We start from the raw sequence: 21,125 nt of genomic DNA on the forward strand, positions 1-21,125 counted from the left end.
ACAGAAAGGAGGGAGCCCTCAAGGAAAAACTGGCCTAGAACCCGGGTTCCGCCTCTTCGGCGTGACCCAAAGCAACCGGTTTGTAGCCGCCCTTGGCCTTAAAATACAAAAACATGCCCAAATAGCACAAGAACATGAAGGCTGGGAGAATGGCGATGTTCACGAACACATGCAGCTTGCTCGCAGCCTGGGCCTTCTCCAGTTGCTTGGTCTCTTCGGGAGTCAGAGCCTTGATTTTCGTCTGGTCCAAGCTCGGCGCGCTGCCGAAGATGGTGGGTTTTTCCTCGCCTTTGACCTTGGCATAGAGGGCAACGTTCTCAGTCGCGGAGAGACGCTTGTCCATGTCCAGGTCCTGCTTGTAGCCAATCGCCGGAGTGCCCAGCACGCCCAAGAAAAGGACCCCGACGGCTGACACCCCATTCAGCGTCAGCGCCCCACCTTTGGGAAACTGCTCAGACACCATACCCAACGTCGTACTCCAGAGGAAGGTCTTGCCCAAGGCATACACAGTAGCGGCCCCCAGGATCACCCAACCCGCCGATTGCGACAGGCAGAGAAGCCCCACCACCGCAATGGCCGCACCTATGACCAGCAGTCCAATAGGCGAGAACTTGTGCACGATCGGGCCTGCATAGAAGCGCAGCGCCGTCATGATCACGGACGTGTAAACGAAGATCCAAGTCTCAAAATGAGGAAAGTCCGGCCCACTAAGCTTGAGGAGGTCGGGCATCCAGCCATCCGTGCCTAGTTCGGTGGTGGCCAACGGTCCGATGGTGATGAGCACAAAGATGAAAAGCCAGTTGCCGAAGGACCGGGTGTATAGCCCCATGGCAATCGCGACCACTGCCGCAATCGAAAGCACCACCGTGAGCGACGCAGGCTGGCTCATCATCTGCGACACAGCGGGAACCGTCAAAGCCGCGATAATGAAGAAACCCACTGCGCCCACCTCCTTCAGCATATCCCGGTAGCTCACGCCAGCCGCCACCCGTTCGTTGGCCGGGAACCGGCAGGGAAGGATCAGCGCTGCATAGAGGACCACAGGGATGAAGCAGGCTCCATACGCCCATTTCAAGTTGGCAGCCTTGTCCACACCGGAGCCCAGCAACACAGCAAAGAGGGCGCCCAAGGCCAGTCCTGCCGGCCAGCCTGCATGCAGGATATTGAGCCACTTCGCCTTCTGCCGCGGGAACAGCGTCGCCACCACCGGGTTCACAAAGGCCTCCACGGTGCCATTCCCCACAGAAACCAGCAGGGTGCTCCAGTAGAACGACTGGTAGCCGTTTGCCCGCAGCGTCAGCACCAGGGCCACCGCGTGGCACAGGACTGCAAAGACAGCAACGGTCTTGTATCCAATGCGATCAATGATCAGGCTGAAGAAGATGATGCTGAGAGCAAAGGGCCACATGCCCGCTCCGTTGATGGCCCCCTTCTCCTGCTCGGAGAGGTTAAATGTGGCCTGAAGGTCGCCAATCGTATTCGCCCTCACCCCAAACACGAAGGAGGTCGCCACGAGGGCGATGAAACACGCCCAAAAAAGGCGCATGTCCGGCCGGATTGCAGTCGTCGGGTTGGTCATGGGAGAGAGCGAGGAGGCTGAGGAAAAAACGAGTGGAACCCAGTACGGAGTTCCAAGCGCGGCATTGCAACAAAACCGCCACTCCAAGGCAATCCCTTTCTCCACTCCTGCCCGGCGTTGTGTTGCCCCCCTCTCCCACTCCCCATCCACGGCAACTTCCCGATTGCCCGGATTCCTTCCCCATCCTAGGTTGCCCCATGCTCTCTCCTGCCATGATCGCCCTGCTGCGCTGCCCCAATACCAAGCAGCCGCTGCGTCTGGCCACGGCTGCGGAAAAGAGTGCCCACGGCATTCCTACGGACGAGGAAGCCCTGGCCGCAGAGGACGGCAGCCGGCTCTACCGGACAGTCAATGAAATGCCTGTGTTGCTTCCCTCAGCCGAGGTGGTCGCCACCGGGTAGAAGATGCTCACACCCCGGCGAAGCTCCGAGTTCGAGCGCGAAGCCTCGTACACCAGGTTCTTGGCCTTCCGGTGCTTGGTCATGAGATTGTAGGCCCCCAGACACTCGAAACCGGCATTCAGAGCGCCGAGCATGGGCAGGTACTCGTCGAGATCCTTGGTGAAGTTCTCCACCATGCCCCAGGGAGGGAAGAGCTGATCGTCTTCCATCTTGCGCAGCAGATCATACACGCCTTCTGGGTCGGGATCAGTGCTCCCGGAAATCAGGACGTAATGCGGGTGAATGACGGTCTGCTGCGGCAGATCCACGCCGCCCACCATGTAGCCGTTGCCGTGCTGCGCCTCGCCAGCGGAGAGACCAAAGAAGCGCTCCTTGGCCACTTGGCTGTCCGGCCAGTTCTTGGGGAAGTATTCCTTCTGGCGCTTCAGCATGTCCTGCCGGATGGCGGGCCAGTTCTGCTTGGAGATCGCATCCGCCGTTTCCTGGTCGAAGTCGGGATAGAACAGGCTTTGGATTTCAGGGATGAACCCCGTGCCGTCATAAACTCGGCCAGTGGTGGCCATCTTCAGCGGCGGGGGCTTGGCCGTCATGTTAGCCATGGCAAGCACCAGGGCGGTCTCACCACCCCAGTCACGCCAGACAGCACGCAGCGGAGTCACCCGATCCTCACGCACGCCGTGTCGGATGTACCCTTCCCCATCTACGAGCATCTCATCCAGGACAATGCCCCGCAATTGATCGGTCAGATGATCCTTGAGCGGCTGATCCCGCAGGATCTCTGCCGCCACGAGCATGGCATGGTAGTAGATGGCCGTGTCCACCAGGCTGTACTCCGTTCCAGGCACAATGCCGTAGTGCCCGTTTTCGAATACCTTCACAAAGTGAGGCAGCAGACCGCGCGAACTGTCGAGCCGGGTGATGTTGTCATTCACGCGGTACACGAGGTCCCGCGCGAACTTGTGGTCCACCACTCCCAGTTCCGCAGCCAGCGCCGTGCACATGGCAAAAAGGCCCGTGGCGGGGACGTTGTCAAAATGACCATCCCGAATGTGGGCACGGTCTCTCACCCAGGCCGTTCGCAGACTGAAGCAGCGGGCCAGCTTGGCATAGCTTGTGAGAAACACGTACTCATCGAAGGGAATGGCAGGTGCCTGGACGATGAAAGAGATGGAATCCAAGGAGACATCCGTCCCAGACTCTGCCACCCAGTTGAGGTACTTGGCTTTCCCGACCTGATCCGCACTCACAGGCTCCACCTGAGTGCGCATGTCCGGGGTGTCCAGGACAAAGGGCTTCATCCACAGCACCTGTTGCAGAGAGGATTTGATCTCAACCTTCAGCGTCCCCTTCCCCTTCCCGCGGAGTTCAAAACCCACGATTTTGGGTTGAAACTTCGTGTTCATGAAAGGCGGGTAGCACGCCCGGAAATCGAGTTGGGAGTCCAGATCCGTCCCCATGCCAGCCAGCCCGTGCCACATGCCCGCCCAATAGCCCTGTGGCATGTTGATCAGCACGGCACCCCGCTCGCAGCCGATGGATTCCTGCCCGTTGCCAATGAAACCAAAGTCGGTCCCGAGATGGGTGTAGGTGATGAAGGGGTTGACCTTCTCGTGAACATTCTGGCGAGCCTCCCGCTGGGGATCGAACACCGTAAAGTACTCCTGAAGGGGCTGCCGCACACGGCGCGGCTCCGGAACGGGCTCTGGCATGGTTCCCACAGGCATGTCTCCGGGAACTGCGGATGCCGCGACCACCGTCGGCGAAATGACGGGTCCCCCCGCAGATTGCGGAGCCGCTGGAGATGCGGCAGGGACAACCGCCGCAGGACTTGGTGACGCCAGAGGAGCCAGGATTGCCCCTTCCGCCGCAGGTGCGATCGTAGGAGGCGCCGGGGAGGTCGCAACTCCCGGTTCCTGGCTAAAAATGCTAAACTGCAAGACAGCGGCGCAAACGCCTCCCACTGTAAGCCAGGGGAAAACGTGCCGTTTCATAAAGAAATACTTCACGACCGTTGATAAATTACCTCACTCAATCTTTCCATACAATCAAAATCCGCGGAGCCATTGTCAATCAACGACTTGTCATGGATACGTGATGCAACTAGCAAAAGGTACCTGCTTTCTCCGCCCGACTTTTCTCGTCTACCCGCCATGCCTTCCGTTGTCCAGCCTCCCGCCATTCAGGAGCCCATCAGGGTTTCCCCCATGGCGCATTTACCACCCCTTGCCAAAAAAGTGTGGGGCTTTCTCAAGCGCAGCCCCATTGGCGCACTTTTGATCTACACCGCCCTTTCTCTCATCTTGAAGGAGAACTACCCGTTCTCCAACTACCCGATGTACTCCAACCCGAGTGCCGAACGCCCCTACTACACGGTGGCTGATGGGAATGGGCAGCCGATCCCGGTACAGAAGCTGACCGGCATCACCTGCCCAAAGATCGGGAAAATCTACCGCAAGAAAGCGGAAGAACTCGCAAAGAAGCACGACATCAAGGCCAAAGATCTGCCCCCTGCCATGGTGCAGCAGGTTTGTGATGAGATGTTCGTCCAGTTGCGGCACGAGGCCAAAGGAAAGAACCAAGTCCTGCCCGAGCAGCTTCAAATCATCAAGTCATATATCAGCTACAAAGACAGCAAGGTAGTGGAAGAAGTCGAACTCATCGGCAAGGAAACCCTCACCCCTCAGGCACGATGATCAAGTGGCTCTTCTCCGGCTGGAAAACCCTGCCCAAAGTCTCTGCACTCGAGGGTTTTCTCTCCCGCTTCCTCTTTTCGCTCTTCTTGTTGTTCACCCTCCGGCTGAGCATCGACTACACGCAGGAGCCACACCCCGTCGGGCTGCTGAAGCTGCTGCATGGCTTCAATGACGGAAAGCTCTGGCTCACCTGGCTGGCAGACCCCTCCACCTGGAATGTCTATCGCGCCATCTTTGCGGGCCTGCTCGTCTTCTACGTCGCCGGGGCTGCGCTCCCGCTGGTGCTGCCCGTGCTGGCGCTGATGCACGTCCTGCCCTTCACCCTGTACAACTCCCAGGGCTTCACCCACCACGGGTACCAGATCGTCAGCTGCACGCTCATCATCCAGGCCATCGCGGTTCTCTACTACAACTTCCGGGAGAAGTTCACCCTGGCCCCGCCTGATGAAAAACTGCGCGCCTGGATGTTTGTGCAGGCCCAGGTCATTCTCACGGGGATGTACTTCATCTCCGTCTTCACGAAGCTCGACAACTCCGGAGGCATGTGGCTCTGGAATTCGAACAATGTGGCGATGGATATGCTCAAGACCGCCCGCCAGAGCTATTTGAACAACTTCGACCCCTCATTCGCGGGCAATCCGCCAGAGGCCATCTGGATGCTGGAGCACCCCTGGCTCTCCCGCCTGTTTTTCGGCAGCGGACTCTTCCTGGAGTTCCTCTGCATTTTCGCCATCGGGAATCGTGTGATGGGCTTTTTGCTGGGCATCTCCCTGCTCGTCATGCACCGCAGCATCGACTGGCTCATGGGGGGAGTGGCCTTTATCAACAACGAGTTCCTCGCGTTCATCTTCCTGGTGAATCTGCCCTTCCTTCTGTCCTGGCCGGCCGACCGCATTTCCTCTCGATGGATTCGGTGGGGCCTGGTGGCGGGTGCCACGATGGGCTTTTTCGCCAGCTTCTGGCTGCACCCTGGGGGCTCTGGAAACAACTCTTTTGTGGATTACGGCTGGAATGTGGTCAAGTCCATTGATGTGTGGAATAGCCTCTCTGCCGAGGACTGGCGGAAATTCCTGACTTTCACCACCCCCATCGCCCTCTCGATGGCCGGCGGCGGCGCTGCAGGAGCTGCTGCAGGCGCCATCGGCGGCATGTTCGTCCATTCCGCGAACCGCGGGAAGGGACAAGCGGTAGGTTCTTCCCAATAGAAGGAAGAGTCAGGTCCACTCAAGCTCCAGGCCCGCCCCATTCGCGCATAGGTGTGCGAGTGGGGTGGGCCTTCTCGTAGGGTGATTGGGCATGGCGTCTCCCAAATCTTACCCGCAGCGGGTTCATGGAAATCTAGCGCCCTACCCCCATTACAACAAAAAACGGCATCGAATTGCTTCGATGCCGTTTGAATGACTTCAAGATCGTCAAAGACGATCTCAAACTCCAGGACTAGGAACCAGGAGCTGGGGCCGGAGCGGGAACTGCCGGAGCAGGTGCTGGCGCGGGAGCCGGAGCGGCTTCTGGAGCAGGCACAGGGGCCGGAGCTTCAGGAGCGGGAGTCGGCACCGGAGCGGGAACTGGCGGAGGTGTCGGAGCCGGAGTGACGGCTTCTTCCACCTTCTTCGCCGCTTCTTTTACGGCGTCAGCCGTGGCTTCAACAGCCTTTTCTCCGGCGGCCTTGGCATCAGCCGCAGCCTTCTCAGCCTTGGCCTTGAGTTCCTCAGAGGCTTTGGCAGCAGATTCCTTGGCTTCGTCGAGCTTGGCAGCCGCAGCATCGCCAGCCGCCTTGGTGGCGTCCTTGATCGCGTCTTTAGCCTGCTCAACCTTCTCGGAGGCCTCGCTGGCCTTCTGGTCGGCGTCCGTCTGCGGACCCGATTTCTTTTCGCAGGCGGTGATGCCGCCAGCGAGCAGAGCAATGATGAGGATGTGCTTCAGTTTCATGGGATGTATCTTCTCAGAGTGAGGATAGTTATACAACCCGGATTGCGCACTTTGTTCGCCAAAATTGCTCCCTCTTGAGGATTTGGCAATTTGAAGCAATGTTACAGAAATGCTTCCCTGGCTCTCCCCTGGCAAATTCCCCCTCTACCTCGCCCCCATGGCGGGCGTCACAGACATGGTTTTTCGCAGTCTGTGCAAGGAGCTGGGCGCTGACGTCATGGTTACGGAGTTCGTCTCCGCAGAAGGCATCTTGCAGGCGGACGAGCGAACCCGAAAGTACACCGAGTTCGACGACGCCCAGCGCACCGTAGGGGTGCAACTGTTTGGCGCCGATGGCCAGCGTATGGGCGAGGCCGCACGGAAGATCGTGGACTGGAAGAGCCCCGACTTCATCGACATCAACTTCGGCTGCCCCGTGAACAAGGTGGTGGCCAAAAATGGCGGCTCCTCCCTGCTCAAAGACTGTCCCCTTCTCAGCAGTGTGGCCGCAGGCATTGTCAAGGCCGTGCCCGTGCCCGTCACGGCGAAGATACGCATCGGGTGGGATGCCACCACCATCAATGCCGTGGAGGTGTGCCGACTGCTGGAGGACACAGGCATCCAGGCCATCGCCATCCATGGTCGCACCCGGGCCCAGGGCTACACAGGCCAGGCCAACTGGGACGTCATCGCCGAGTGCGCCGCTGCCGTAAAGATTCCAGTGATCGGCAACGGCGACATCGCCACCGGTATGGATGTGGCCAAACGTCAGCGTGAAACCGGGGTACACGGCGTCATGATTGGCCGCGCAGCCATGGGCAACCCCTGGGTTTTCCGCGAAGCCAAACACTATCTCCAGCACGGCACTCACCTGCAGCCACCTACCACGGAACAGCGGTTTGAGCTCATGCTCCGGCACACCCGGCTGGCGGTGCACTCCAAGCGATACGGCAGCGAGATTCAGGCACTGCGCTCCATGCGCAACCGCCTGATGACCTACACTCAAGGCCTGCCGGGCAGCAAGCACCTACGCATGCAGTTCTGCCACATCGAAAGCATCACCGAGCTGGAGGACATCGCTGCCGAATACCTGCGCCGGAAAGAAGAACTCGCCTGCGTCGCCTAGCCCTCCCCTCCCCGGGCATTCGTTCATCCTGATGGACGCTCCCGCACAATCACTTTTTGTTGGCAACCGGTCCGACCGTTGTGTCATAACACCCGCTGCCACGGCGTTCTACGCACCCTTAGTCCCCCCATGTACCCTTCCAATCCCTGGTTCTGGCTGGCGATCCTCGCTACCATTGGGCTCTACAAGCTCGAGCTTTTCGCCATCCTTCTCAATCTGAAATCCCTGGTGCCCACCGTCCCTGACAAGTTCAAGGAATGGATGAACCAGGAGCAACTGGAGCGCGCGCAGGAATACGCCCGCACCAATGCCAGACTTGAGGTCATTGAGAGCAGCGTGAGCGTCGGCATCTTTATCACCTTTTGGTGGGCGGGCGGCTTTCATGCCATGGACCAGTGGATCCAGGGCTGGGGGCTGAACGCTCTCTTTACCGGGCTGGCCATCTTTGCGGTGTTTTCGGTCGCCCAATCGCTCCTCAGCCTGCCTTTCGAGATCTACCACACCTTCTTTGTCGAGGCCGAGTTCGGGTTCAACCGCACGACGATTCACACCTTCATCATGGACCGGATGAAGGGCTTGGTGTTGCTCACAGCCTTGGGCGGACCTCTTCTGGCGATCATTCTCTGGCTCTTCGACCACGTGCCTATGGCGGCGCTCTACGGGTGGCTCATCCTTACCGGCTTCTCACTGGCGATGACCTTCCTCTCCCCCCGCCTCCTCCTTCCTTTGTTCTTCAAGTTCCAACCGCTGCCAGACGAACAACTGAAGTCTGAGATCGTGGCCATGAGCGAGCGGTTGCAGTTTCCCGTGGGCGACGTCAGCCTGGTGGACGGTTCCCGGCGCAGCGCGAAGGCCAATGCGTTTTTCACAGGCATGGGTCGGCTCAAACGCATCGCGATCTTCGACACGCTGGTTCAGAACCATTCCCGGGAGGAGATTCTGGCAGTGCTGGCCCACGAAATCGGGCATTCCAAAAGGAAGCACGTCCCTAGGCAGATCGCGCTCAGCCTGGCAACCTCAGCACTGATGTTCGCGCTGCTCCACTTCGCCGTTCACGATCCCCGCCTCACCGCAGCCTTTGGCGTGACTCCTCCCACCATCGCCTGGAGCCTGCTCTTTTTCGGCATTCTCTACCGGCCATTCAGCACCGTACTGGGCTGGGTCACCTCGTGGTTGAGCCGCAAGTACGAGTTTGAAGCCGACGCCTACGCGAGGGAAGCGATGGGTGGCCCGGCTCCTCTGAGTAGCGCCCTCACCCGCATGAGCCGCGACCACCTCAGCAACCCCACCCCACACCCCTTTTACGTTTTCCTCCACTACTCCCATCCTCCTGTCTTGCAGCGGCTGGAAGCCTTGGAAGGCAAAACGGCGGGGTGATTCCGAAAAAGCAGGTGCAGTTTCTGCAATTTTCTACGACTATTGAAACCACAAGACTTTTTGCACTCCTGCTGATTCTGGAATGAGCAACTCCGCCATTACCCTGCAATGCCCAAGCTGTGGAGGCATCTTCATCACTTTGCAGCAGAGCAGCGGCCCCATGGAAATTTGTCCGCACTGCGCAGTTTCCTCGCCCCGCAACCTGTTCCTCCCGGCTCAAGGTGGACCACAACCTCGGCATCGCACCACACTGCCATCTCGCCGGGCTGCAGGCGAGCCCCCCCGACTGACACACCTGGAGACTGAGAACCCGGCCACCGACGGCAGAGGCATCACTCCCGGAGCAGGCACCACACCCAGTCAGGGCATCGGCCATACGCTCCCCCCTCCAGCGACCATTCCCCAGACCTGGGAGCCGGCGCCTCAACTCGCTCCCCAAGGACACGGCCTACCGGGAACTGCCAGCTTCGCCCCCCATCCCGCCCCACCCTCATTCACGCCTTCAGCACCTTCTTATGGACAGCCGGTGCAGCCAATCGCGCCCCCGGTTGAGGCAGCGCCAACCATCACCCCACCTCCAGCACAGCTGCCGGAGTTGCACTTCCCCGCGGTGACTTGGGATGCTCCGCCTGCCCAGCAGACGGCTCCAGTTCCCGACCCAGCACTTGGCGCTTGGCACCACGCTCCGCACCCCGCGCCCGCCGCAGCCCACGGATTTGCCGCTCCCCCGGCGGCATTGCCATTTCCTGCACCAGCTCCGCCCATTGCACCCATGGCACCGTCCGGGCCAGCTCCAGCGATGGCACCCCCGGCGTCACCTCTACAACTGCCGCCTCCACCTCAGTTTGCCCCAGAGCAGCAGGCCACCGCCTATACGAGACCGGACGCCAATTTTGGATCGGTGGGCCCTCCAATTTCGACCTCACATTTCACACCGGCACCCGCGCCGGAAATAGCGCCCGAGCCGCCACCAGCATTCATACCTGCGCCAGGACCTCCCCCTGGCTTTGGCTTTCCAACAACATTTGCCCCTTCCCCACCGGCGGAAACATCGGCCCCCAGCGCATTTGCGGGGCCGAACCACCCCTCGGGATGGGGGCCTCCCGTGTCACCGGCCGCCGCACCGCAGTGGTCACCGGGTGCGATTCAGATTCAACCCAACCAAGCCCCCCCAGAGCCGCGGGTCGATGCCGCTGTAACGTCGCCACCTGCCTCCTCTTCTGAGTTTGGCGGCGTCAATCCCCTCACGAAGCCCGCTGGCACCCCCGCCCCCCCTGCCAACACTCCTCTCGCGTTCTTCGGCATACCCGCACAGGAGGAGCCGGTGGAAGCCATTCCAGGGCACCCGACTCCGCCTGCAGAGCAACTTCCAGCCGTCCAGCCCGCCCCATTCTCCTGGCCACCACAGCAATCGGCACCAGGAGTTCCCCAAGCGGCAGTCGGCAACTCTTTGGGTTGGGCACCCGGAGCGCCACCCATCGCTCACGCGGCGCAACAGTTCGCCCATCACCCTCTTCCGCCTGTTGAGCCAGTCAATCACCCTCCACCAATGTGGCCCGGACTGGGCTTGGAAGGCAGCGATCAGCGCAATCATCCCTTTGCCAATCTGTTTGGCCGTGATGCGCCCCCTCAGGCCGATCAGGTCGCCATTGCGTCAGGAGTTGTGGACGGAGCCGCCCCGCCCCCAACGACCAAACGCACCTCAACCGTCTTGGTGATCTTGTTGCTCGCCATCATCGGCAGCACCTTCTGGTACGTGTGGAAGAATCGCGCCAAGCTGCTCAAGCTGGCCCCTTCCAGCCAGGCGGAAACCATCATCCCGCTCCCCCTGCCCTCCCTGGAGTTCGCGCCTGCCGCCTCGCCCGACCCCGCTCCAGCCGCAACGCTCGAACCAGCCATAGATCCTCTGGATGCCGCCACGCCGGATATCACCCATAACATCGCCGCCGCAGATCGTGCGGCAGTCTTGGTGAAGACGCTGGACGCCGCCAGCACCGAGGAGAACCGTCTCAAGGTCATCTTTCACGCGCAGGATCACAAGGCAGACGTGAAGCGGTTCTTTGACTCCCTCGGCAACCAGCTTAAGCCGATTCTGCTCGATCCCACCCCGGCCGTCGTCAACCCTCTCCTCGCTGGCCCTAAACTTCGTCTCTTTCGCCTGGTGACAGCCACTTGCGCCAAGGGGGCCGTTCTTCGCATGGAGCCCGGCCCCAATGACACCCAGCTTCTTGACTGGCCGCTGTTCATGCAGACGCATGAGCAGCATTTTGACAAGTTTGTGAAATCAAACCCGGCCCCTGAGCAGCGCAAGGCAGAGTGGTTCTCCGTCCTTTGCAAACGGCGGCACGATTTTGACCTGCCCAAGGACACTCAAGATGCCTATGTCTGTCTCGAAGCGCAGGGCTCCCTGTCACCGGAGGGTAGCACCGTGCTCTACGTCAACAAGGGCCTGCCCGCTGGCCGCCTTCTCGAAACCCACCTGAAGTGGGCCGAGATCTACCTGGTGGATTTGCTCGTGGGCAAGGCTGAAATCGGGGGGAGCACCACTCACGTAGTCCTCGATTGTACTGGTACGGACACGGCTCGGAAATAGCTCGCTATGGAAATTTTGACGATCTGGCACGTATTTTGCTTGCATCCTTCTTGAAGTGGGATTCTATGAGGCGGTAAACCTCATTCCACTATGTCAAGTCAAGGCCTCTTTCAGCATCAAGCGCTCAAGCAGGTCATCGGGCCTCAGATGCAGCAGAGCCTGCAAATTCTGCAGGCTCCTGCTATGGAGCTTCAGCAGATCATTCAACAAGAAGTCGCCGTGAATCCGGTGCTCGAGGTTGAGTCCCCTGAAGTTTCCCTCGATCAAACAGCTTCAGAAGACCCCGATTCGGACATCTCGAATCTCTCTCGCCTGGATGAAGAATGGCGCGAGTACTATGCCCAGAATCGTGCCCAGTCCACCCCTCGCACGTCTGACGACGAGGAACGGCATCGATTCATGATGGACTCCATTGTGGCGCAGACCACGCTTCAGGAACATCTGCTCAGCCAGCTCAACTTGAGCGAGGTGCAGGACGCTCAGATGCGCGAGATGTGCGAGTTCATCATCGGGAACATTGATGACGACGGATTGCTTCACACCACGTTGGAGGAGTTGAGCCTGCGTCACGCCCTTCGTCTGGATGATCTGGAGAAGGCCAAAGCACTTGTGCAGAGCTTCGAGCCGGCTGGAGTCGGCGCGGAGAACCTGCGCGAGTGCCTGCTATTGCAACTGGAGCGCCAGGGGCGCAAGGCCAGCCTGGCCTACCGCATTGTGGATCATCACCTCGGAGACCTGGCCCACAAGCGCTACACTCTGCTTTCCAAAAAGCTCGCCGCTCCCCCTGATCAAATCAGTCGCGCCGTGGAGGTTGTCGCCGGGCTGGACCCCCGTCCAGCACAGGGCTTCGCCGTGATGCGCAATCATTACGTCACACCGGACATCCACGTGGAGCGGCAGAACTCCGAGTTCGTGGCGGTGATGAACAACACCGATCTCCCGCATCTCCGCATTAGTAATGCCTACAAGGACATTTTAGCGCAGCCCGAAACCGGCAGCGAAGCCCGCAGCTACATCCGCGAAAAGATTCGCGGAGCCAAATTCCTGATCCGCAGCATCGCGCAACGCCAGCAGACGATCCAGCGGATCGCTGCAGAAATCCTGAAGCACCAGCACGACTTCTTCGAAAAGGGGCCGAGCCAGCTCAAACCTCTGAACATGGCGACTGTGGCGGAGGCAGTGGGCGTGCACGAAACGACCGTGAGCCGGGCCATCGCTGGCAAATACATGGCCACTCCACACGGTGTGTTCGAGCTGAAGTACTTCTTCACCAGTGGCGTGCGAACTGAGGCAGGAGACGATGTCAGCAATACGGCGGTGAAGAACTCCATTGCGGAAATCATCAAGAACGAGCCCCCACAAAAGCCCTACTCGGACGAGCAGTTGGTCAAACACCTCGGTCAGCGCGGCATCAAGGTCGCACGCCGTACCGTGGCCAAGTACCGGGAGGCCATGGGGGTGCTTCCCAGCCATTTGCGCAAAAGTGCGTGAGATGATGCAAGTTTTCGGTTTTCAGGGCACGGATTTCAGCGAAGGAGAACGTCGCCAGCCGCACTGGTGGCGCGTATCTCCCTCCTGACTCCCTGATTTCTGACACTGAAGACCACCTCTCCCACATGATTTCTGAAGATCTCGTCCGCTCCACCTTGGCCACGGTCAAATATCCGGGCTTTTCACGGGACATTGTCTCGTTCGGTTTGGTCAAAGCCGTAAAGGTGGAAGGAGCGGACGTGCAGGTGGAAATCACCATCGCCACGAGGGACGCCAACATCCCCCGCCAGATCCACGAGCAGGCCACTGCAGCCCTTCAGGCCTTGAAGGGCGTGGGCAAGATCAAACTGAACTTCGACATAAAGGAGCCCCCGGGCGCCGCAGTCGGCCAGAATGCCGTGCAGGCGGGCATCCCGGGCGTGAAGCACGTCATCGCCGTGGCTTCAGGCAAGGGCGGCGTAGGCAAGTCCACCGTCTCAGCCAACCTGGCAGTGGCGCTGAGCAAAACCGGCGCTCGCGTCGGCCTGTGCGACTGCGACCTCTATGGCCCGAGCATCGCTTTCATGTTCGGCACGGATGAGCGCCCCTACGCCACCGACGACAACCAGATTGTCCCCATCGAACGCTACGGCCTGCAGCTCATGAGCATGGGCTTCCTGCTGGATGACGAGTCTCCGGTGATCGTCCGCGGCCCCATGGCCACCCGCTACACCCAGCAGTTCCTCCGCCAGTGCGCCTGGAACAATCTGGACTACCTGATTCTCGATCTCCCTCCAGGCACTGGCGACATCCAGCTGACCATCGTACAGACCGTGGCCCTCAGCGGTGCGCTGCTGGTCACCACCCCGCAGGAAGTCGCCCTGATCGACGCCCGCAAGGCGGCCACCATGTTTGGCAAGGTGAACGTCCCCATTCTGGGCATCATTGAAAACATGAGCCACTTTGTCTGCCCGAACGACGGCAACATCTATCACATCTTTGGCAAAGGTGGTGGTGAGCGCGAGGCCAAACGTCTGGGCGTGCCTTTGCTGGGCCACATCCCGCTGGAAATCCAGGTGCGGGAGAGTGGCGATGGCGGCAAGCCCGTGGCGCTGGAAAACCCAGCCGAGCACCCGGCGAGCCAGGCCTTCCACGATCTGGCCAAGGCGCTGGTCACCATGATTGAGCAGCGTCACTCCTGATACCGGCGAAGCGGCAGCTCCCCGGGTTTGTTATTTCTCGCACCCTCGACACCTCCCTCCGAATGGCAGTCCCACTTCTCGACGTCAACGCCCAGAACCACCCCCTCGAGTCCGAATTCAACAGCGCCTTTCATCGCGTCTTCCGCACCGGCCATTTCATCATGGGCCAGGAGGTGACCTCGTTTGAGCAGGAGATCGCCGGCCTCGTAAAATCCAAGCACACTCTCGGCATCTCCTCAGGAACCGATGCCATTCTGCTGGCGCTGATGGCGCTCGACATCGGCCCTGGTGACGAGGTGCTCTGTCCGGCATTCACCTTCTTTGCGACAGCAGGTTGCGTATCCCGAGCCGGAGCCACTCCAGTGTTTGTGGACGCATGTCCAGGGTGCTTCAACCTGGACCTCCGCGACGCCAGGAAGAAGGTCACAGCCCGAACCAAGGCCATCGTGCCCGTGCATCTCTTTGGGCAAAGTGCCGACATGAATGGCATCATGGAGCTGGCCACGGAACATGGGCTGCGAGTCATTGAAGACGCCGCTCAAGCCATCGGTGCCGGCTATCACGGCCGGAGCGTGGGGACCATCGGCGACTTCGGGTGCTACAGCTTCTTCCCTAGCAAGAACCTTGGCGGGCTCGGGGACGGCGGCCTGCTGGTGACCGAGGATGACGAGCTGGCCAAGAAAGCCATCTCTCTGCGCAACCATGGGATGAGCCCCAAGTACTACCACTCCCACATTGGCGGCAACTTCCGTCTCGATGCGCTTCAAGCAGCGTTCTTGCGCGTAAAGCTCCCCCACTACGCCGGCTATACCTCCAACCGCCGGGCAAATGCCGCCTTCTACACGGAACGCCTGAGTGCTCTGCCAGGCGTGGGCCAAGCATCCGTGAACGCCTGCGCATGCATCAACTCCTCGCCCACCGACACGGCGCCAGCAGCCCGCATCATTCTGCCACAGGCTCTGCCGGGTCATGATCACATCTGGAACCAATACACTCTGCGAGTAACTGGTCCGGGACAACGCGACGCGTTGCGAGACCATCTGGTAAGCCGGCAAATCGGTTGTGAAATCTACTACCCTCTCACCATGGACCAGCAGGCCTGCTTTGCCGACCTGCCTGCCTCCTCCAAGGTTGGCTGCGAAGTTTCCCACCAGCTCGCCAGCGAAGTCCTGAGCATTCCCATCTACCCTGAACTCAAGGTGGAGCAAAAGGAGGAAGTCGTGTCCGCGATTACCGATTTCCTAACGACACAGTCTGCTGCATGATGTTCTGGAGAAAGGCGTTGCCCGATTTGGCGACATGATTCACGGTTAGGCATAGAATCTCGATTTCATGAAAAAAGCGCTCATTACCGGCATCACCGGGCAGGACGGTTCTTACCTCGCGGAACTGCTGCTCGCCAAGGGCTACGAAGTACACGGGATCATTCGCCGCGCCTCGACCTTTAACACGAGCCGGATCGATCACCTCTACACGGATCCCCACTTTGACAACACCCGTCTCTTTCTTCACTACGGAGATCTGACGGACTCGGTGGCCCTGGTGAAGCTGCTTTATGCCCTGAAACCCGACGAAATCTACAACCTGGGCGCCCAGAGCCACGTGAGGGTCTCCTTCGATATCCCAGAGAGCACAGGTGACATCGACGGTCTCGGCACCCTCCGCATCCTTGAGGCTATTCGTGAAACCGGACTAGTGGAGAAGGTCCGCTTCTACCAGGCATCTTCATCCGAAATGTTCGGCAAGGTACAAGAGGTTCCCCAGACAGAGAAGACCCCCTTCTGGCCAAGATCACCCTATGCCTGCGCCAAGGTTTACTCGTACTGGCTCACGGTGAACTACCGCGAAAGCTACAATCTGCACGCCAGCAACGGCATCCTGTTCAACCACGAATCACCCCGCCGTGGCGAAACCTTTGTCACGCGCAAGATCACTCGTGCCGCCACTCGCATCAAGCTGGGCCTCCAGGACAAGCTGTTCCTCGGCAACCTCGATGCCAAACGTGACTGGGGCTTCGCCAAGGACTATGTGGAGATGATGTGGATGATGCTCCAGCAGGACCAACCCGATGACTATGTGGTGGCCACGAATGAGACCCACAGCGTCCGGGAGTTCGTAGAGGAGACTTTCTCATGTCTGGATCTCGACTGGGAACAATACGTGAAACATGACCAGCGCTATGAGCGCCCCGCTGAGGTGGAGCTTCTCATCGGCGACCCCGCCAAGGCAAAGCGTCAGTTGGGCTGGGAGCCCAAAGTTCGTTTCAAAGAACTCGTCAAACTCATGGTCGATGCCGATCTGAAACTTGCCGAGGCCGAGAAACGAGCGCTACAGGTTTGACGCAGGAGTCGGCGAGCCACCGACGGTCCAGCATGGTGACAGAGCCGCACCCTCATGGGGCGGCTCTTTTTTTGTCCAGTCTGATCGCACCTCCCCTGGTCCCACACCCTCGGTACGAGGAACCCACAAGAGCCATCAAAAGCGGCGATTCTCGCCGCGCTTCAGCAAAGCCCCGCTAGCGGGGCCAGGTGCTGAAGCCTCCACGCAACTCACACCGCTCCAGACTCCTCCCGCAACACTGAAGATAGGGAACTCCCCTGCTGGCGGCGCGTTTGCCACTCTCCGATTCTCGGCGGGAACCCCAGTGAACCATCCTCATGCACCATGGACAGGTTCACATTAAACGCCGGATCCGCCTCACAATACGGCTGCCATTTCTGGCGGAGCAACATGGTCTCCCGGGTTGCTCGTGCTTTGCCAGCATCAGTGCGCTCATCCGCTCCACGAGAGGCTGACTCATGGTGGCTCATCTCGGCAAAAGGGGTGTACACGTTGCGATAGCCTGCATCATCCAGCTTCAGACAGAAGTCGATGTCGTTGAAGGCCACCTTGAAATCTCCTTCATCCAGTCCACCCACCTCCAGGTACTTGCGGCGCTCCACCACCAGACAAGCCGCAGTGACAGCAGAGAAATTCTGGCAGAGATGAAGCCGTCCCCCGTGGGACTGGTTCGAGCTGTCACACCCCTTCAAAAAGTGTCCGGCAGCCCCACCCATCCCAAGGATCACCCCGGCGTGCTGAATGCGACCATCCGGATAGTACAGCTTGGTCCCCACCGCACCAACGTCTGGCCGGACCGCCTGGCTCACCATCTCTCGCAGCCAGTCGCGTTCATGAATTTCGATGTCATTGTTGAGCAGGCAAACCACCTGCTCTGTGCATGCAGCAACAGCCTGATTGTTGAGCAGCGAGTAGTTAAAGGGCCCGGGGACCCGAATCACCTCTGCCTTATCCTGAGCCTGCAGACCCGCCAGATACTCCAGTGTTGACTCCTCGTTCGAATCATTGTCCACAATGACCAGCCTGAAATGGGGATAGTCGGTGCGGGCCAGCACGGATTCCACCGCCACCTCCAGCAGATGCCGGAAGTTTCGGGTGGGGATGATGATGGCAACCGGCGGAGGATCGGACAGACTGCGGCGCACCCGCAAGTGCCCTTGCTTCAGCTCTTCCACTTCCTCCACTGCCTGATTTGTTCGGGCAAGATGATCCTCCACCACCCGCTTTCCGGCGCTGGAAGCATAGGACTTCTCAGAAACTCCCCGGGCAGTGCTACCCTCGATGCTACGCCAGTGGTACAGGATCCTGGGAACGTGATGGATCCGATTCCGGCCCACTGCTTCGAAAACACGCAGCGCCAGGTCCCAGTCCTGCGCGCCTTCCGTACCGGCGCGAAAGCCGCCCAACTCCCTCACCAGGTCCGTGCGGTACACACCGAGATGACAGACACAGTTTTGAGAGAGCAGCAGGTCGTAGTTGAAGTCAGGCTTGAAGTATGGGTCATACCGCACGCCCGCTTCATCCAGATGATCCTCATCAGAATAGATGAGAGCCGCCTCCGGCTTCGCCATGATCTCGCGGGCCATCTCCAGAAGAGCGTGGGGCCGCAACTCATCATCGTGATCCAACAGAGCCACGAAGGAGCCGGTGGCGAGTTCCAAGGCGCTGTTCGTGGCCGCAACAATATGCCCGTTGCTGGGCCGAAATACGACCTTGATCCTCGGATCACTGGCCGCATAGTTCTCAATCGTCTTCCGAACTTGCGGATCAGGCGAAGCATCATCAGCAATGCAGAGTTCCCATTGGGGATAAGCCTGGCCCAACACCGTCTCGATCACCCGCTTCAGCCAACGGAGCGGGGTATTATACACCGGCAGTAACACGGAAATGAGAGGTCCGTCGGTGAGCGCAGCTCCCTCCTGCCGCAGCTTGACCAGATCCTCCGCATGAATCGTGTCATAGTGGTGCACCCACGTTGCGTAGTCCTGCCCGGAATCCTTTTGTTTCCACGGCCAGGCAATCCATGGAGCGGTGACCGGGAGTTCCTCCATCAACAACCACTTGCCATCGGACCGTTTGCATTCCACCTGGATGACACTTCGACCTCGCGGCACTTCTACGTCGATTAGAAACCCACTCAGGGCGGCTTCTGGATGATTGGGATACCGATAGCCCAAATAGGGCCTGGGTCTCTTGCGACGAGCCGTGAAGGATTGTTCTCCGACCCTGGCGCGCACCCCTTTGAGAAACTCCCCTGCGAGGTCGAAACACCAGCCATGAATCGTCAGCTTTCTGCTGTGAAGCTTGCGCTCCACAGGGAATTCGATTGCATGCAGCACAACTGGGGATTCAGGCATTTCGGTCGCACTCTACAGATCAGGGAATCGCGGATTATTCTCTCCGCCCCCCGGAGAGTCCAGCGGTTTCAGAACGAACTCCCAACGACAATACTCCTTCGACAAAGAGACACAAAAGGAGAAGCGCCCCTCCGACCAGTACCAGGTTCATCCCATTGTCGAGCAACCACTTTTTCTCCCGTTCCAGGTGTCCCACAGCTTTGGGCTCGGTAAAGGCAAACCAGCGGTCCGCGAAGCGGTCTGCGATCTTGATCCGGTAAGGACGATAAGGAATGCGCACTAAAAACCGCTTCCATTGATCCCCGGGGCGCTCTTCAGGCAACAGACGGATCTTGCGACGGCCCGTGGCGTCCTGAATCTCCAGAGAAGAACCCTTGGGGGATGGCGCCCCTGCCATCCAAATCTCCACCCACTGCGTGGCAGGGGTGCCGGCGAACTCAAGCGTCAACTCCCCGGTGGCCGCACTGCCAGCAGGTGGAAGAAAGCTCCCCCAATAAGGCTGATGCGGAGCCGGACCTGTCCTCGCATCCACCCCACCATTTCTCACAAAGGCCCTCTCATCCCCGGCCACCACAGTGGATGGCGGAGCCTCCTTGAGGTCTGCTGGCAGCAAGTCCAGTAACGTCTTTGATCCCAAGATCTTCTTGAGCCGGCCTCCATTGCTCAATGGAGGAAGTGGATTCTCCTTCGACTGATACAGCCCCCTGTCATCGCCAACGCTGAGATAGCGCCGAATGCTCACTGTGTGCTGATTCTTCAGCCAGGCTAAGCTTCGAGCGGCCGGAGCTTGCACGACGAGGAAGTCACTCAACACTGCCCCCAATACGACCACGCTCCATGCAATCAATGCTCCGCGTACGATCGCCTGTCTTCTGACAATAGCTCCCCCTGCCACGGCCCAGCGCAACAGAAGCACCGCCCAGGCGAAATTTGCTGCCAGCCCGCAGACATTGATGGGGAAGTACCGGCTGGCGATCACGGCTTCCGACCTCGCATAGGCAATCGCCAAAGCATGTACTGCCACCCAAAAGGAAAGCGCCATGGCGATGCGCACCCGGGAATCCAACACCAACCGCCCCATGAAGATCGCGACCAAGCCCGCCAGAGTAGGCAACTGCACCAGCAACCATCCCCACCCCCCTGCTCCTACAGGCCAGGACAGGAACACGAACAAACCGCGCAACCGATCCCACCAGGAATGATGAATGTTGGCCTCCGTGCTTTCGGGAAGATGAAATGCCAGAGCCCCAAAAGCGAAGAGCATAAGCAAACCAACACCCCAAACTTGGGCTTTGGTGCGCATCTGCGGCGCAGCAAGCGCTTCGACGATCAGCATTCCGGCGAGCGCCAACGCGGGAAAGAACCCACCCGCCATGGTGCCCACTCCCAGAACCAGCGGCAGCCAGCCCAACCACCACCGAACGCCGAGAGGCCGGGCGGCTCCAGCCGCGACCCAGATGGCAGCAAGTCCAAAGAGTCCCATCAACGGGAAGGAGTTTTGAAACCCACAGAGCAGGTTTTCATAGTCCATCGGCACAGCGGCCAATCCCAACGCCACCACGAGACAGAGGCGTGCCGCCCCCCGGGTCAGGTGACACAACAATACAAACAAGAGCACTGCAAACAGCCCATGGAGCCCAGCAGAAACCACCATCTGTAGAATAGGGTCCCAGATACCGTGAGCATCCAGCAGCGCGAGGAAAATCAACCGTGGAAAGAGAATCCGATGCTCATTGTGTCGATCAAAGAGTGTGCGCCAGTCGAAGTGACCTTCCACCCACGGTGGATAGAGTATCTGTCCCTCTGCATCCCATTGATCCCAAAACGGCGCAGGCGATGCCATGTCATGAATCCAGACCAGTCGCACGCCAAACACGATCAGAAACAACGCGACGCTCAGCAGTCCAATTTCGCGCGACCTGCCCAAGCCCCCTACAATGCCACGGGTGCACTTTGAAAGGAACTCCCTGAAGCTATTTTTCATGGATGGACAGATGTGCCGAGCCGAGGCCCGGCCATCATCCGCAGCTTCCCCATGCAGGCAACCAACTTCATCGCCAGAGCGGAAATATCATCCGT

At 59.5% G+C, this 21,125-nt stretch carries 16 protein-coding genes; 10 read left to right on the forward strand and 6 right to left on the reverse strand.

Features of this window, described 5'->3' with window-relative positions; translation table 11 throughout:
• Positions 1-34: 34 nt before the first annotated feature.
• Positions 35-1,546 carry an MFS transporter gene (locus BV034_RS19420; protein ID WP_265593196.1) on the reverse strand — a complete coding sequence of 504 codons (1,512 nt, stop codon included), beginning with the start codon at positions 1,544-1,546 and terminating at the stop codon, positions 35-37.
• Between the two features lie 230 nt (positions 1,547-1,776).
• Here BV034_RS19420 and BV034_RS36205 point away from each other — a divergent pair, with 230 nt between their 5' ends.
• On the forward strand, positions 1,777-1,980 hold the full coding sequence (locus tag BV034_RS36205; RefSeq protein ID WP_265593197.1) for a hypothetical protein: 204 nt from the start codon (positions 1,777-1,779) through the stop codon (positions 1,978-1,980).
• Here BV034_RS36205 and BV034_RS19425 read toward each other — a convergent pair.
• On the reverse strand, positions 1,917-3,689 hold the full coding sequence (locus BV034_RS19425; RefSeq protein WP_265593198.1) for a hypothetical protein: 1,773 nt from the start codon (positions 3,687-3,689) through the stop codon (positions 1,917-1,919). The two genes, BV034_RS36205 and BV034_RS19425, sit on opposite strands and share 64 nt — an antisense overlap.
• A gap of 441 nt (positions 3,690-4,130) precedes the next feature.
• On the opposite strand from BV034_RS19425, the gene BV034_RS19430 reads away from it, so the two are divergent.
• Both BV034_RS19430 and BV034_RS19435 read left to right on the forward strand, forming a co-directional pair.
• A complete protein-coding gene (locus BV034_RS19430; RefSeq protein ID WP_050028648.1) occupies positions 4,131-4,673 on the forward strand; it encodes a hypothetical protein in 543 nt (180 codons plus the stop codon).
• A complete protein-coding gene (locus tag BV034_RS19435) occupies positions 4,670-5,878 on the forward strand; it encodes a hypothetical protein (RefSeq protein ID WP_050028649.1) in 1,209 nt (402 codons plus the stop codon). The genes BV034_RS19430 and BV034_RS19435 overlap by 4 nt, the downstream gene beginning before the upstream one ends.
• A 232-nt stretch (positions 5,879-6,110) precedes the next feature.
• On the opposite strand, the gene BV034_RS36210 is transcribed toward BV034_RS19435, so the two are convergent.
• Positions 6,111-6,602, reverse strand: coding sequence for a hypothetical protein (locus tag BV034_RS36210; RefSeq protein ID WP_050028650.1), 492 nt, complete (start codon positions 6,600-6,602; stop codon positions 6,111-6,113).
• A 109-nt stretch (positions 6,603-6,711) separates the two neighbouring features.
• On the opposite strand from BV034_RS36210, the gene dusB reads away from it, so the two are divergent.
• Both dusB and BV034_RS19450 read left to right on the forward strand, forming a co-directional pair.
• The gene (gene dusB, locus BV034_RS19445; protein WP_050028651.1) at positions 6,712-7,707 is read left to right on the forward strand and encodes a tRNA dihydrouridine synthase DusB; all 996 of its coding nucleotides are present in this window, start codon (positions 6,712-6,714) and stop codon (positions 7,705-7,707) included.
• A gap of 129 nt (positions 7,708-7,836) precedes the next feature.
• Positions 7,837-9,084, forward strand: a complete 1,248-nt coding sequence (locus BV034_RS19450; RefSeq protein WP_050028652.1) for a M48 family metallopeptidase — start codon at positions 7,837-7,839, stop codon at positions 9,082-9,084.
• Positions 9,085-9,650: 566 nt separating this feature from the next.
• Here BV034_RS19450 and BV034_RS19455 read toward each other — a convergent pair.
• A complete protein-coding gene (locus BV034_RS19455; RefSeq protein WP_050028653.1) occupies positions 9,651-9,923 on the reverse strand; it encodes a hypothetical protein in 273 nt (90 codons plus the stop codon).
• 710 nt (positions 9,924-10,633) lie between these two features.
• Here BV034_RS19455 and BV034_RS19460 point away from each other — a divergent pair.
• From BV034_RS19460 to gmd, 5 genes are all read left to right on the forward strand, one after another.
• A complete protein-coding gene (locus BV034_RS19460) occupies positions 10,634-11,677 on the forward strand; it encodes a hypothetical protein (RefSeq protein ID WP_050028654.1) in 1,044 nt (347 codons plus the stop codon).
• A 90-nt stretch (positions 11,678-11,767) separates the two neighbouring features.
• A complete protein-coding gene (gene rpoN / locus BV034_RS19465) occupies positions 11,768-13,168 on the forward strand; it encodes an RNA polymerase factor sigma-54 (RefSeq protein WP_050028655.1) in 1,401 nt (466 codons plus the stop codon).
• Positions 13,169-13,293: 125 nt separating this feature from the next.
• On the forward strand, positions 13,294-14,349 hold the full coding sequence (locus tag BV034_RS19470) for an Mrp/NBP35 family ATP-binding protein (protein WP_050028656.1): 1,056 nt from the start codon (positions 13,294-13,296) through the stop codon (positions 14,347-14,349).
• Between the two features lie 62 nt (positions 14,350-14,411).
• The gene (locus tag BV034_RS19475) at positions 14,412-15,614 is read left to right on the forward strand and encodes a DegT/DnrJ/EryC1/StrS family aminotransferase (RefSeq protein WP_050028657.1); all 1,203 of its coding nucleotides are present in this window, start codon (positions 14,412-14,414) and stop codon (positions 15,612-15,614) included.
• Positions 15,615-15,681: 67 nt separating this feature from the next.
• Entirely contained in the window at positions 15,682-16,689 is a 1,008-nt protein-coding gene (gmd, locus tag BV034_RS19480; RefSeq protein WP_050028658.1) for a GDP-mannose 4,6-dehydratase, read from the forward strand.
• Between the two features lie 209 nt (positions 16,690-16,898).
• Here gmd and BV034_RS19485 read toward each other — a convergent pair whose 3' ends face one another.
• Both BV034_RS19485 and BV034_RS19490 read right to left on the reverse strand, forming a co-directional pair.
• Entirely contained in the window at positions 16,899-19,046 is a 2,148-nt protein-coding gene (locus tag BV034_RS19485; protein WP_063768835.1) for a glycosyltransferase family 2 protein, read from the reverse strand.
• Between the two features lie 34 nt (positions 19,047-19,080).
• Entirely contained in the window at positions 19,081-21,030 is a 1,950-nt protein-coding gene (locus tag BV034_RS19490) for a hypothetical protein (protein ID WP_050028659.1), read from the reverse strand.
• Between the last annotated feature and the right edge of the window lie 95 nt (positions 21,031-21,125).

The sequence above is a fragment of the Verrucomicrobium sp. BvORR034 genome (assembly GCF_000739635.1).
In the GTDB taxonomy this organism is placed as follows: Bacteria; Verrucomicrobiota; Verrucomicrobiia; order Verrucomicrobiales; family Verrucomicrobiaceae; genus Verrucomicrobium.